This is a genomic window from Streptomyces sp. NPDC023157, assembly GCF_055560575.1.
Genome location: NZ_JBVHIL010000001.1, coordinates 104,638 through 116,589 on the forward strand (window position 1 = coordinate 104,638; position 11,952 = coordinate 116,589).

General features: G+C 70.4%; 15 protein-coding genes and 1 pseudogene. 2 read left to right on the top strand and 14 right to left on the bottom strand.

The features are described from left to right. Positions 1-11: 11 nt before the first annotated feature. The gene (locus ACZ3ZE_RS00520) at positions 12-473 is read left to right on the top strand and encodes a GNAT family N-acetyltransferase (protein ID WP_361164496.1); all 462 of its coding nucleotides are present in this window, start codon (positions 12-14) and stop codon (positions 471-473) included. A gap of 20 nt (positions 474-493) precedes the next feature. On the opposite strand, the pseudogene ACZ3ZE_RS00525 reads toward ACZ3ZE_RS00520, so the two are convergent. The 5 genes and pseudogenes from ACZ3ZE_RS00525 to ACZ3ZE_RS00545 all read right to left on the bottom strand — a co-directional run. Then, positions 494-934: pseudogene (locus ACZ3ZE_RS00525) on the bottom strand (SDR family NAD(P)-dependent oxidoreductase); the annotation flags it as partial. A gap of 89 nt (positions 935-1,023) precedes the next feature. Further along, the gene (locus tag ACZ3ZE_RS00530) at positions 1,024-1,209 is read right to left on the bottom strand and encodes a hypothetical protein (protein ID WP_467256895.1); all 186 of its coding nucleotides are present in this window, start codon (positions 1,207-1,209) and stop codon (positions 1,024-1,026) included. 139 nt (positions 1,210-1,348) lie between these two features. Next, positions 1,349-2,332, bottom strand: coding sequence for a 2,3,4,5-tetrahydropyridine-2,6-dicarboxylate N-succinyltransferase (gene dapD, locus ACZ3ZE_RS00535; RefSeq protein ID WP_361164490.1), 984 nt, complete (start codon positions 2,330-2,332; stop codon positions 1,349-1,351). Positions 2,333-2,441: 109 nt separating this feature from the next. Continuing rightward, positions 2,442-3,002, bottom strand: coding sequence for a TetR/AcrR family transcriptional regulator (locus tag ACZ3ZE_RS00540; protein WP_467256897.1), 561 nt, complete (start codon positions 3,000-3,002; stop codon positions 2,442-2,444). After that, on the bottom strand, positions 3,002-3,322 hold the full coding sequence (locus ACZ3ZE_RS00545; protein WP_361626014.1) for a DMT family transporter: 321 nt from the start codon (positions 3,320-3,322) through the stop codon (positions 3,002-3,004). The genes ACZ3ZE_RS00540 and ACZ3ZE_RS00545 overlap by 1 nt, the downstream gene beginning before the upstream one ends. A gap of 40 nt (positions 3,323-3,362) precedes the next feature. Between ACZ3ZE_RS00545 and ACZ3ZE_RS00550 the strand changes: the two genes are divergently transcribed. Beyond that, positions 3,363-4,427, top strand: a complete 1,065-nt coding sequence (locus ACZ3ZE_RS00550; protein ID WP_361626017.1) for a DUF7847 domain-containing protein — start codon at positions 3,363-3,365, stop codon at positions 4,425-4,427. Positions 4,428-4,491: 64 nt separating this feature from the next. Here the strand turns inward: ACZ3ZE_RS00550 and ACZ3ZE_RS00555 are convergent, their stop codons facing one another. The 9 genes from ACZ3ZE_RS00555 to ACZ3ZE_RS00595 form a co-directional block, all read right to left on the bottom strand. Beyond that, the gene (locus ACZ3ZE_RS00555) at positions 4,492-4,830 is read right to left on the bottom strand and encodes a metal-sulfur cluster assembly factor (protein ID WP_017238620.1); all 339 of its coding nucleotides are present in this window, start codon (positions 4,828-4,830) and stop codon (positions 4,492-4,494) included. Further along, positions 4,827-5,294 (bottom strand): Fe-S cluster assembly sulfur transfer protein SufU, encoded by a 468-nt coding sequence (gene sufU, locus ACZ3ZE_RS00560; protein WP_329419606.1) that lies wholly within the window; start codon positions 5,292-5,294, stop codon positions 4,827-4,829. Before sufU ends, ACZ3ZE_RS00555 begins: the two co-directional genes overlap by 4 nt. A gap of 10 nt (positions 5,295-5,304) precedes the next feature. Continuing rightward, positions 5,305-6,573 (bottom strand): cysteine desulfurase, encoded by a 1,269-nt coding sequence (locus ACZ3ZE_RS00565; RefSeq protein WP_361164476.1) that lies wholly within the window; start codon positions 6,571-6,573, stop codon positions 5,305-5,307. Next, complete coding sequence (gene sufC / locus ACZ3ZE_RS00570; RefSeq protein WP_046907885.1) at positions 6,570-7,334, bottom strand: Fe-S cluster assembly ATPase SufC; 765 nt, start codon at positions 7,332-7,334, stop codon at positions 6,570-6,572. The genes ACZ3ZE_RS00565 and sufC overlap by 4 nt, the downstream gene beginning before the upstream one ends. Positions 7,335-7,341: 7 nt before the next feature. Then, positions 7,342-7,659, bottom strand: a complete 318-nt coding sequence (locus tag ACZ3ZE_RS00575) for a bifunctional 3-phenylpropionate/cinnamic acid dioxygenase ferredoxin subunit (RefSeq protein ID WP_361164472.1) — start codon at positions 7,657-7,659, stop codon at positions 7,342-7,344. Continuing rightward, positions 7,659-8,840, bottom strand: a complete 1,182-nt coding sequence (gene sufD, locus ACZ3ZE_RS00580; protein WP_361164469.1) for a Fe-S cluster assembly protein SufD — start codon at positions 8,838-8,840, stop codon at positions 7,659-7,661. Before sufD ends, ACZ3ZE_RS00575 begins: the two co-directional genes overlap by 1 nt. Positions 8,841-8,912: 72 nt before the next feature. Beyond that, the gene (gene sufB / locus ACZ3ZE_RS00585) at positions 8,913-10,328 is read right to left on the bottom strand and encodes a Fe-S cluster assembly protein SufB (RefSeq protein ID WP_329419615.1); all 1,416 of its coding nucleotides are present in this window, start codon (positions 10,326-10,328) and stop codon (positions 8,913-8,915) included. Further along, complete coding sequence (locus ACZ3ZE_RS00590) at positions 10,325-11,062, bottom strand: helix-turn-helix transcriptional regulator (RefSeq protein ID WP_361164463.1); 738 nt, start codon at positions 11,060-11,062, stop codon at positions 10,325-10,327. The genes sufB and ACZ3ZE_RS00590 overlap by 4 nt, the downstream gene beginning before the upstream one ends. A gap of 104 nt (positions 11,063-11,166) precedes the next feature. Continuing rightward, a complete protein-coding gene (locus tag ACZ3ZE_RS00595; protein WP_361164460.1) occupies positions 11,167-11,943 on the bottom strand; it encodes a formate/nitrite transporter family protein in 777 nt (258 codons plus the stop codon). Between the last annotated feature and the right edge of the window lie 9 nt (positions 11,944-11,952).

Here is an 11,952-nt window from a genome sequence, read left to right on the forward strand (position 1 = left end):
GACTGCGGGCCGTGATCCTGCGCCCCGCCACCCGTGCCGACCTGCCCGCCGTCCTCGCGCTCCTCGCGGACGAGGAGCGGGTGGTGGACCCCGCCTCGATGCCCGTCACGCCCGCGTACGAGCGGGCGTTCGCGGACATCGAGGCGGATCCGCGCAACGAGGTGCTGGTGCTCGTCGAGGAGGCCGCCGGCGCCTCCGACGGCCTCGTGCTCGGCTGCCTGCAGGCCACGTACATCCCCGGCCTCGGCAAGGGCGGCGCCGAGCGGGCCCTGATCGAGGCGGTCCGGATCAGGGCCGACCGGCGCGGCGGCGGTCTCGGCCGGGAGCTGATGGAACGCGCGGTGGCCCGGGCCCGGGCCCGTGGCTGCGCGCTCGTCCAGCTCACCAGCAACAAGGACCGGACGGCCGCCCACCGCTTCTACGCCTCGCTGGGCTTCGCCCGCAGCCACGACGGCTTCAAGCTGAGCCTGTAGGCGCGGCCCCGGGCGCGCCGTCAGCCGAGCAGGTGCCCGCCGCCGTCCACGAGCAGCACCTCACCCGTGATGTACGTGGCCTTGGCCAGGTCGTGCACGGCCTCGGCGATGTCCTCCGGCCGCCCGACCCGGCGCATCGGCACGACCGGGACGTTGACGTCGTACAGGTGGCGCCACACCTCGGGCGAGGCCGCCTCGAAGTCGTCGTGCGGGATGAAGCGGGTGGTGCCCGCGCTGTTGACGAGCAGGTCCAGGCGGCCGAAGTGCGCCACCGTCTCCTCGACCAGGCGGGTGGCCTGGGCCTGGTCGGAGACGGCGGCGCGGACGTAGTGGGCGCCGGGCAGTTCCGCGGCCGGCTTCTCGCCCGCCTCGACGGAGCGGGCCGAGTTGACGGCGACGCGGTAGCCCGCGTCGGCGAGCCTGCGGGCGACGGCGGCTCCGATCCCGGAGGAGGAGCCGGTGACGAGGGCGACGACGCGCGAGACGGCCGACGGCCCGCCGCCCCGGGGAGGGGCGGCGGGCCGTCAGGTGCGCGCGGACTCCGCCGGATTCAGGCCGAGTCGGTCGTCGCGGTGCTGCCCAGGATGGCGGCGTGCTCCAGGACGTCCTCCAGCGGGTCGTCGATCTGACCGGTGGAGATCAGCGCCACGTGCGGCCCGTTGTGGGAGTGGCTGTGCGTCTCGTCGGCCCCGGCCGTCCCGGCCGGGAAACACGACCGCCGCGGCGGCGAGCGCACCGGTGAGCACCGGCCGCCGCGCCTTGGCCGCCCCGGTCGCCTGAGTCGCCTTGGTCGTCGCCCTGATGCTCATCGATTCTCCTCGCCTCGACTGCCGTACGTACGGTCCCCGCGCTCTGTCAACGCGGGGACCCACGGGTCAGTTGTGGCTGTGGAGGATCTCGTTGAGGCCGCCCCAGACCGCGTTGTTCGGGCGGGCCTCGACGGCGCCGGTGACCGAGTTGCGGCGGAAGAGGATGTTCGAGGCGCCGGAGAGCTCGCGGGCCTTGACGATCTGGCCGTCGGGCATGGTGATCCGGGTGCCGGCGGTGACGTACAGACCGGCCTCGACGACGCACTCGTCGCCCAGGGCGATGCCGACGCCGGCCTCGGCGCCGATCAGGCAGCGCTCGCCGATGGAGATGACGACGTTGCCGCCGCCCGAGAGGGTGCCCATGGTGGAGGCGCCGCCGCCGATGTCGGAGCCGTCGCCGACGACGACGCCGGCGGAGACGCGGCCCTCGACCATCGAGGTGCCGAGGGTGCCGGCGTTGAAGTTGACGAAGCCCTCGTGCATGACGGTGGTGCCGGCGGCGAGGTGGGCGCCGAGGCGGACGCGGTCGGCGTCGGCGATGCGGACGCCGGCGGGCACGACGTAGTCGGTCATGCGGGGGAACTTGTCGATCGAGGTCACCTGGAGGTGCAGGCCCTCGGCGCGGGCGTTGAGCCGGACCTTCTCGATGTCGTCGACGGCGACGGGGCCGAGCGAGGTCCAGGCGACGTTGGCGAGCAGGCCGAAGAGGCCGTCCAGGCTCTGGCCGTGCGGCCGGACCAGCCGGTGGCTGAGGAGGTGGAGGCGCAGGTAGGCGTCGTGGGCGTCGAGCGGCTTGTCGTCGAGCGAGGCGATGACGGTGCGGACGGCGACCACCTCGACACCCCGGCGGGCGTCCACGCCGAGGGCCTTGGCGGCGCCCTCGCCGAGGGCGTTGACGGCCTCGTCGGGGCCGAGCCGCTCGGTGCCGGCGGGGCCGGGGTCGGCGGTCAGCTCGGGGGCGGGGAACCAGGTGTCGAGAACGGTGCCGTCACCGGCGATGGTGGCGAGGCCGGCGGCGACGGCGCCGGTGGAGCGAGGAGCAGTGGTCATGACGGAAAACCTAACCGGCGGGCCCCCGCGCGGGCCAACCGGTCTCAGGTGTCGGTCCGCTCCCCTGGCGGTTCGGACGAGTCCCCGGGCCGGGTCTTCGGCGCTTCGTTCAGCCCGCCCGGCGGCCGTCGCCCAGCACCCGTCCGAGCATCTCGCGGGTGTACTCCTCGTCGTACGTGCCGTCGGTGAGCAGGACCTGGAGACAGATGCCGTCCATGAGGGCGATGACGGCGCGGGCGGTGGCCGGGTCGGTGCGCCGGGCCAGGCAGGCGCTGACGTCCTCGGCCCATTCGGCGGCGACGGGCCGCAGGGCGGGGCGGCGCAGGGCGGCGAGGTACAGCTCGTACTCCAGCTCCACGACGGTCCGTTCACCACCGAGCCACTCGCCGATGAGGCGGGCGAGGACGGCGGCGAGGTCGGCGGCCGGGTCGGCGAGGCCGGGGCTCTCGCGCAGCGCGCGCCCGAAGTTGGCGTTGGCGCGGCGCAGGGCGGCGACGAGGAGTTCGTCGAGGGAGGCGAAGTGGTACGTGGTGGAGCCGAGCGGCACGTCGGCCTCGGCGGCGACGGTGCGGTGGCTGAGGCCCGCGATGCCGCGGCTGCCGACCACGCGCAGGGCCGCGTCGACGATCCGGTCGCGCCGCTCGGGGTCGTAGCGCCTGGGGCGGGCCATCAGTGGGCGCCGCCCATGTTGAGGACGGCGACCCCGGCGACGATCAGCACGATGCCGGCGATCTTGGCGAGGTTCATGGACTCGCCGAGGAAGAGCGCGCCGATCGCGGCGACGGCGGCGGTGCCGACCCCGGACCAGATGGCGTAGGCGGTGCCGACCTGGAGGGTCTTGAGCGCCTGGGCGAGCAGCGCGAAGGCGACGACGTAGCCGGCGCCGGTGATCAGCGAGGGCACCAGTTTCGAGAAGCCCTCGCTGTACTTCATGGAGGTGGTGGCGATGATCTCCGCCGCTATGGCGCCCGCGAGCAGTCCGTATCCCATGTGTACGAGCGTACACAACGCCGGACGCTACGGTGTGCGCATGACATATCCCTCGGGGCCGTACGGATACGGATACGCTCCCCCACCACCACCGCCGAAGCCCGGCGTCATACCCCTGGTGCCGCTGTCCTTCGGGCAGATCCTGACGGGCGCGTTCAGTGCGTTCGGGCGCTACTGGAAGCCCCTGCTGGGCATCGCGGCGATCGCCTACGGGGTGGCGACGGCGCTCGTCGGCGGCGCGATGGCACTCGCCTGGAACGCCGTGTCGGACAACGTCGACCGGCTCTCGAACCTCCCGCACGGCCAGGACCCCGAGATGGCGGACGTCCGGGGCCTGTTCGTCGCCTTCTGCTGCGTCTGGCTGACCGGCGCGCTCTGCCTGGTGCTGGCCAACGCCCTGGTCTACGCCGCCGTCCCGGTCGTCGCGCAGGAGGCGGTGCTCGGCCGCCCCGTCGGCTTCGGGGCCGTCTGGCACCGCGCCTGGTCGCGACTGGGCGCGGTGCTGGCCTCGGTCCTCCTGACGATGCTGGCCGCCCTCGTGCCGGCGCTGCTCTTCGTGCTCGGCTCCGGCTTCCTGATGTACGGCATGCTCGCGGGCATCGGCGCGTCCGGGAGCGACGAGGGCATGGGCCCCATGGTCGCCGGCACGCTGGTCCTCCTGGTCGCCCTGGCGACCGTCCCCCTCACCGTCTGGCTCTGGGTGAAGTTCAGCCTGGCCCCCGCGGCCGCCGTCATCGAGGGCGCGAGCCCGATGGCCGCACTGCGCCGCTCCGCCGACCTGGTCCGCGGCTCCTGGTGGCGGATCTGCGGCTGCACGCTCGCCGCGGGAGCGATCGTGGCCTTGGTCAGCGGGGCGATCCAGCAGGTGTTCTCGATCCTCGCCTGGATCCCGATGTCGACGCTGACCTTCGACGCGGACGCGTCCCCCGGCGACTTCATCGCCTCGATGACCGGCGCGATGGGCATCGCCCTGATCGGCGGCACCGCCTCCCAGGCCCTGCTGGCCCCCCTCCAGCCCCTGGTCTCCGCCCTGCTCTACGTGGACCAGCGCATCCGCAAGGAGAACCTGGGCCCGGTACTGGCCCAGACGGCCGGTCTGCTCTGAGACACGCGTGAGGGCCGCACTCCCGAAGGAGTGCGGCCCTCAGCACGTGAGCGCGGCGGTGCCGTCAGACGTTGAACCCGAGCGCGCGCAGCTGCTCGCGGCCGTCGTCCGTGATCTTGTCCGGGCCCCACGGGGGCATCCAGACCCAGTTGATCTTCAGCTCGTTGACGATGCCGTCGGTGGCGGACTTCGCCTGGTCCTCGATCACGTCGGTCAGCGGGCAGGCCGCCGACGTCAGGGTCATGTCCAGCGTCGCGACGTTCGAGTCGTCGATGTGGATGCCGTAGATGAGGCCCAGGTTGACCACGTCGATGCCCAGCTCGGGGTCGACGACGTCGTACAGCGCCTCGCGGACTTCTTCTTCGGAGGCCGGCTTCATCGTGGCCTCGGCGTTCTCGGTCATGCCGACTTCCTCTCAGCGACACCGTCACCCAGGGCCTGGGCGGTCGCGTCCTTCCACGCCATCCAGCTGAGCAGCGCGCACTTCACCCGGGCCGGGTACTTCGAGACACCGGCGAACGCGACCGCGTCCTCCAGGATCTCCTCCATCGCGTCGTCGGGCTCGAGCTGGCCCTTGGACTGCATCAGCTCCAGGAAGGTGCCCTGGATCTTCTGCGCCTCGGCCAGCTCCTTGCCGACGAGCAGTTCGTTGAGGACGGAGGCCGAGGCCTGGCTGATGGAGCAGCCCTGGCCCTCGTACGACACGTCCTCGATCCGCGAGCCGTCGTACTTCACGCGGAGCGTGATCTCGTCACCACAGGTCGGGTTGACGTGGTGCACCTCGGCGTCGCCGTCCCGCAGACCGCGCCCGTGCGGGTGCTTGTAGTGGTCCAGGATGACGTCCTGGTACATCGAATCCAGCTTCACGAGGCGTCCCCTAGCCGAAGAAGTTCCGTACGTGCTCCAGACCCTCGACGAGGGCGTCGACCTCGCCGGGGGTGGAGTACAGATAGAACGACGCTCGCGTGGTCGCGGGAATTCCGTACCGCAGGCAGACCGGCCGCGCGCAGTGGTGCCCGACCCGGACCGCGATGCCCTGCTCGTCGAGGACCTGGCCCACGTCGTGCGGGTGGATGTCGCCGAGCGTGAAGGAGATCGCCGCGCCGCGGTCCTCGGCCGTGGTGGGGCCGATGATCCGCAGGTCCGGAACCTCCTGGAGGCGGCGGACGGCGTACTCGGTGATCGCGTGCTCGTGGCGCGCGATGTTCTCCATGCCGATCGCCGACAGGTAGTCCACGGCCGCGCCGAGGCCGACGGCCTGGGCGATCGGGGGCGTACCCGCCTCGAACTTGTGCGGGGCCGGGGCATAGGTGGAGGAGTGCATCGAGACGGTCTCGATCATCTCGCCGCCACCGAGGAACGGCGGCAGGTCCTCCAGGAGCTCCTGGCGTCCCCACAGCACGCCGATGCCGGTCGGGCCGCACATCTTGTGGCCGGTGAAGGCCACGAAGTCGGCCTGCAGCGCCTGCACGTCGAGCACCATGTGCGGGGCGGCCTGGGAGGCGTCGATGCAGACCAGCGCACCGACCTCCTGGGCCCGGCGGATGATCGTCTCGACCGGGTTGATCGTGCCGAGGAGGTTGGAGACCAGGGTGAAGGAGACCACCTTGGTCTTCTCGGTGATGAGCTCCTCGATGTTGGACAGGTCGAGCCGGCCCTCGTCGGTGAGCCCGAACCACTTCAGCTTCGCGCCGGTGCGCTGCCCGAGCAGCTGCCACGGGACGATGTTGGAGTGGTGCTCCATCTCCGTGATGACGATCTCGGTCTCGTGGTCCACGCGGTAGGGCTCGTCGGCCCAGCCCAGCATGTTGGCCACGAGGTTGAGCGACTCGGAGGCGTTCTTGGTGAAGATCACCTCGTCGCGGCTCGGCGCGTTGATGAAGGCGGCGACCTTGTCGCGGGCGCCCTCGTACAGCGCGGTGGCCTCCTCGGCGACCGTGTACACACCGCGGTGCACGTTGGCGTTGTGCCGCTCGTAGTACGCGTTCAGAGCGTCGAGGACCTGGCGCGGCTTCTGCGAGGTGGCCGCGGAGTCCAGGTAGACGATCTTCTTGTCGTCGTGGACCAGACGATCCAGGAGCGGGAAGTCCTTGCGGATCGCCTCGGTGTCGAGGAGGCCGGTCAGCCCCGGATGGGCGGAAGTCACGCGGATGCGCCACCCTTCACGTACTTGTCGTAGCCCTCGTTCTCCAGCTGGTCGGCGAGCTCGGCGCCACCGGACTCGACGATGCGGCCGTTCGCGAAGACGTGCACGAAGTCGGGCTTGATGTAGCGGAGGATCCGCGTGTAGTGCGTGATCAGCAGGGTGCCGACCTCGCCGGTCTCGCGGACGCGGTTGACGCCCTCGGAGACGATGCGCAGCGCGTCGACGTCGAGGCCGGAGTCGGTCTCGTCGAGGATCGCGATCTTCGGCTTGAGCAGTTCGAGCTGGAGGATCTCGTGGCGCTTCTTCTCGCCGCCGGAGAAGCCCTCGTTGACGTTGCGCTCGGCGAAGGCCGGGTCCATCTGGAGCTGCTCCATCGCGGACTTGACCTCCTTCACCCAGGTGCGCAGCTTGGGCGCCTCGCCGCGGACGGCGGTGGCGGAGGTGCGCAGGAAGTTGGAGACCGAGACACCGGGGACCTCGACCGGGTACTGCATGGCCAGGAAGACACCCGCGCGGGCGCGCTCGTCGACCGACATCTCCAGGACGTCCTCACCGTCGAGGGTGACGGTGCCGCCGGTGATCGTGTACTTCGGGTGGCCGGCCAGCGAGTACGCCAGGGTCGACTTGCCGGAGCCGTTCGGGCCCATGACGGCGTGGGTCTCGCCCTGCTTGATGGTCAGGTCGACACCCTTGAGGATCTCGCGCGGACCGTTCTCGGCCTCGACGGAGACGTGCAGGTCGTGGATTTCAAGCGTTGCCATGGGTGACTCAGGACTCCTGGGTGACGGAGACGAGCACATCGTCCCCTTCGATCTTTACGGGGTATACGGGGACGGGGCGCGTCGCGGGGAGGCCGGACGGCTTGCCGGTGCGGAGGTCGAACGCGGAGCCGTGCAGCCAGCACTCGATCTGGCAGTCCTCCACCTCGCCCTCGGAGAGGGAGACGTTCGCGTGCGAGCAGATGTCGTGGATCGCGTACACCTCGCCCTCGGTGTGGACGAGGGACACCGGCGTGCCGTCGAGTTCCACCCGCTTCGGGGTGTCCTCCTCCAGCTCGCTCAGCGCACAGGCGCGGACGAAGGCCATCAGACGGACGCCTCCAGCTCGGCCTCGATCTTGGCCAGCAGGCGCTCCTGGACGTCCGGCAGACCGATCTGCTGGACCAGCTCGGCGAAGAAGCCGCGGACGACGAGGCGGCGGGCCTCGGTCTCCGGGATGCCCCGGGACATCAGGTAGAAGAGCTGCTCGTCGTCGAAGCGACCGGTGGCGGAGGCGTGGCCCGCGCCGGCGATCTCGCCGGTCTCGATCTCCAGGTTCGGCACCGAGTCGACCCGGGCACCGTCGGTGAGGACCAGGTTCCGGTTGAGCTCGTAGGTGTCCGTGCCCTCGGCGGCGGCCTCGATGAGGACGTCACCGATCCAGACCGCGTGGGCGTTCTGGCCCTGCAGCGCGCCCTTGTAGGCCACGTTGGACTTGCAGTGCGGGACGTTGTGGGTGACCAGGAGGCGGTGCTCCTGGTGCTGGCCCGCGTCGGTGAAGTACAGGCCGAAGAGCTCGGCCTCGCCGCCGGGGGCCGCGTACGTCACGCGCGGGTGGATGCGCACGACGTCGCCGCCGAAGGTGACGACGACCGACTTGAAGGAGGCGTCGCGGCCGATCAGCGTGTTGTGCTGGGCGACGTGGACGGCCTTCTCGTCCCAGTCCTGCACGGAGACGACGGTCAGCTTGGCGCCGTCGCCGAGCACGTAGTCGACGTTGGCGGCGAGCACCGCGTCACCGGTGTGGTCGATGACCACGACGGCCTCGGCGAAGGCGCCGAGCTCGATCACCTGGTGGCCGAAGGCGACTCCGCCCTGGCCGTGCACCGCGATGCGGATCGGCTCGGTGAGGACGGCCTCCTTGGCGACGGTGACGACCGAGGCCTTCTCGAAGGAGGTGTACGCCTGGGCGGCGACGCGGTCGACCGGCGTGCCGGCCTTGCCGAGGCGCGCGTCGTCGCGGCCCACGGTCTCCACGGTGACGCCCTCGGGGGCCTCGACGTCGACGCGGACGCCCTCGCCGGACACGACGGCGGTGCCGTCGTGCAGGCCGCGCAGGCGCTCCAGCGGAGTGAAGCGCCACTCCTCCTCGCGGCCGTGCGGGACGGGGAAGTCCGCGACATCGAAGGAGGGCGGGGCGCTCATGCGCGTGGCGACGGTGGACTCGGCGGCCACCGCGATCGAGCCCGCGGTGGTGGAGCCCGCGGGGATGTTCTGAGCCTCAGCCATGGCTGTCGTGTTGCTCTCTTCCTGCGTACGTAAAGAAAATCGGTCGCTGCGTGGCGGTGCGGGGCGGGGCTTTTAGCCGACCGCGCCTTCCATCTGCAGCTCGATCAGCCGGTTGAGCTCCAGCGCGTACTCCATCGGCAGTTCCTTCGCGATGGGCTCGACGAAGCCGCGGACGATCATGGCCATCGCCTCGAACTCGGTGAGGCCGCGGCTCATCAGGTAGAAGAGCTGGTCCTCGGAGACCTTGGAGACGGTGGCCTCGTGGCCCATGGAGACGTCGTCCTCGCGCACGTCCACGTAGGGGTACGTGTCCGAGCGGGAGATCGTGTCGACGAGCAGCGCGTCGCACAGGACGTTCGACTTGGAGCCCGGGGCGCCCTCGCCGATCTCGATGAGACCGCGGTAGGAGGTGCGGCCGCCGCCTCGCGCCACCGACTTGGAGACGATGTTGGAGGAGGTGTTCGGGGCCATGTGGACCATCTTGGCGCCGGCGTCCTGGTGCTGGCCCTCGCCCGCGAAGGCGATGGAGAGGGTCTCGCCCTTGGCGTGCTCGCCCATCAGGTAGACGGCCGGGTACTTCATGGTGACCTTGGAGCCGATGTTGCCGTCGACCCACTCCATGGTGGCGCCCTCGTAGGCGACGGCGCGCTTGGTCACCAGGTTGTAGACGTTGTTCGACCAGTTCTGGATGGTCGTGTAGCGGCAGCGGCCGCCCTTCTTCACGATGATCTCGACGACGGCGCTGTGCAGCGAGTCGGAGGAGTAGATCGGGGCGGTGCAGCCCTCGACGTAGTGGACGTAGGCGTCCTCGTCGACGATGATCAGCGTCCGCTCGAACTGGCCCATGTTCTCCGTGTTGATACGGAAGTAGGCCTGGAGCGGGATCTCGACGTGCACGCCCTTCGGCACGTAGATGAAGGAGCCGCCGGACCACACGGCCGTGTTCAGGGAGGCGAACTTGTTGTCGCCGACCGGGATGACGGTGCCGAAGTACTCCTTGAAGAGCTCCTCGTGCTCCTTCAGCGCGGTGTCGGTGTCGACGAAGATGACGCCCTGCTCCTCCAGGTCCTCACGGATCTGGTGGTAGACGACCTCGGACTCGTACTGCGCGGCGACACCGGCGACGAGGCGCTGCTTCTCCGCCTCCGGGATGCCCAGCTTGTCGTACGTGTTCTTGATGTCCTCCGGCAGGTCCTCCCAGGACTCGGCCTGCTTCTCGGTGGACCGCACGAAGTACTTGATGTTGTCGAAGTCGATGCCGGAGAGGTCGGAGCCCCAGGTCGGCATGGGCTTCTTGCCGAAGAGCCGCAGGCCCTTGAGACGCAGCTTCAGCATCCATTCGGGCTCGTTCTTCTTCGAGGAGATGTCGCGGACGACGTCCTCGTTGAGACCGCGCTTGGCGGTGGCACCGGCGGCGTCGGAGTCGGCCCAGCCGTACTCGTACCGACCCAGGCCCTCGAGCTCGGGGTGGCTGATCTCGGTGGTCATGCGGGGTTCCTCCCGGCCGTACTTACGGATGCTGATGATGAAGTGGTCTGTGGGCCCTGGGGGCCGCCGTGCGGGATGAAGGTCGTGCAGACGCCGTCACCGTGGGCGATGGTGGCCAGGCGCTGGACGTGGGTCCCGAGGAGGCGGGAGAAGATCTCCGTCTCCGCCTCGCACAGCTGGGGGTACTGCTCGGCGACGTGGGCGACCGGGCAGTGGTGCTGGCAGAGCTGCTCGCCGACCGGCGCGTGACGCGCAGTGGCAGCGTACCCGTCGGCGGTCAGCGCCTTGGCGAGGGCCTCGGTGCGCTCCCGCGGGTCGGCGGACTCGACGGCCTCGCGGTACGACTCGGCCTGGGCCTCGACGCGGTCGCGGGCGAAGGCGGCGACGGCCGCCTCTCCACCGGCGTTGCGCTCGATCCAGCGGAGCGCCTCGACGGCCAGGGAGTCGTACGACTGGTCGAAGGCGTCGCGGCCGCAGTCGGTGAGCGCGAAGACCTTCGCGGGGCGGCCGCGGGTGCGGGTCCCGTAGACGCGCTTCTCGCGGGCCTCGACCACGGAGTCGGCGACCAGCGAGTCGAGGTGGCGGCGGACGGCGGCCTGGGTGAGGCCGAGCCGCTCGGCGAGATCGGCGACGGTCGAGGGCCCGTGGTCCAGGATCGACCGCGCGACCCGGTTGCGCGTCGAACGCTCTCGGGTCGCGAGTTCCTCCACCGGAGCCGCGCCAACGTTTTTCACAACGCCATTGTTGCGTAATTAATCGGCGAGTGACAAGCCGCACCCCGAGCGGGTCACGGTGCCTTGCATCACTCAGGTAAGGCTTACCTGACCTGCGGGAATGATCATTCGTGGGATGTTTCCGGCCGCCCGGTGAACCAGTACGCCCCGCCCACCAGCAGCCCTCCGCCCACGATGTTGCCCGGCACGGTGAAGAGCAGATTGCGCAGCAGATCGCCGAAACCGGCCGTGCCGTCGAGGATCGCGAGCGAGAACAGCGCCATGTTCGCCACGCAGTGCTCGAAACCCACCGCCACGAAGACGAGCACCGGCAGCCACAGCACGAACAGCTTCGCCGCGTCGCCCCGCGCCCGGTAGAACATCCAGACCCCCAGGCACACCAGCAGGTTGCAGAGCACCGCCCGCCAGAACAGCTGCCCGCCGCCCAGCGCCTCCTTGCCCGCCACCAGCTCCGCCAGCATCGCCTTCGCCGACGGCGCCGACAGCACCCCGGAGGCGTGCACCATCGCCCCGAAGGCGAAGGCCCCGACGAGGTTCCCGCCCAGCGACAGGGCCCAGCTGCCCGCCAGGTCCTTCCAGCCCGTACGGCCGGACAGCGCGCCCAGCAGCATCACCATGACGTTGCTGGTGAACAGTTGCGCCCCCGCGAACATCACGATCGTCAGCGCGATCGGGAAGACCGCCCCCTCCAGCAGCCTCACCGCCGGCGAGTGCCGGGCCACGAAGGGCGAGACCGCCACCAGCAGCAGCACCTCACCCACGCCGATGTACGCACCGGCCAGCACCGCCGAGACCGCGTACCGGCCGGGGCGCGCCAGTTCGTGCGCCTTGTGCTCGGCCTGTCCGGCCGTCTCCCGCAGGTTCTCCGCCACACTGATCACTCTGTCGAC

Bases quoted from the DNA above. Each gene is read 5' to 3' on its own strand.
- ACZ3ZE_RS00575 (WP_361164472.1), bottom strand. From the start codon at position 7,659: ATGGCCTTCGTCCGCGCCTGTGCGCTGAGCGAGCTGGAGGAGGACACC.
- sufD (WP_361164469.1), bottom strand. From the start codon at position 8,840: ATGGCTGAGGCTCAGAACATCCCCGCGGGCTCCACCACCGCGGGCTCG.
- ACZ3ZE_RS00540 (WP_467256897.1), bottom strand. From the start codon at position 3,002: ATGGCCCGCCCCAGGCGCTACGACCCCGAGCGGCGCGACCGGATCGTC.
- ACZ3ZE_RS00555 (WP_017238620.1), bottom strand. From the start codon at position 4,830: ATGACCGAGAACGCCGAGGCCACGATGAAGCCGGCCTCCGAAGAAGAA.
- sufB (WP_329419615.1), bottom strand. From the start codon at position 10,328: ATGACCACCGAGATCAGCCACCCCGAGCTCGAGGGCCTGGGTCGGTAC.
- ACZ3ZE_RS00550 (WP_361626017.1), top strand. From the start codon at position 3,363: ATGACATATCCCTCGGGGCCGTACGGATACGGATACGCTCCCCCACCA.
- sufC (WP_046907885.1), bottom strand. From the start codon at position 7,334: ATGGCAACGCTTGAAATCCACGACCTGCACGTCTCCGTCGAGGCCGAG.
- dapD (WP_361164490.1), bottom strand. From the start codon at position 2,332: ATGACCACTGCTCCTCGCTCCACCGGCGCCGTCGCCGCCGGCCTCGCC.
- ACZ3ZE_RS00545 (WP_361626014.1), bottom strand. From the start codon at position 3,322: ATGGGATACGGACTGCTCGCGGGCGCCATAGCGGCGGAGATCATCGCC.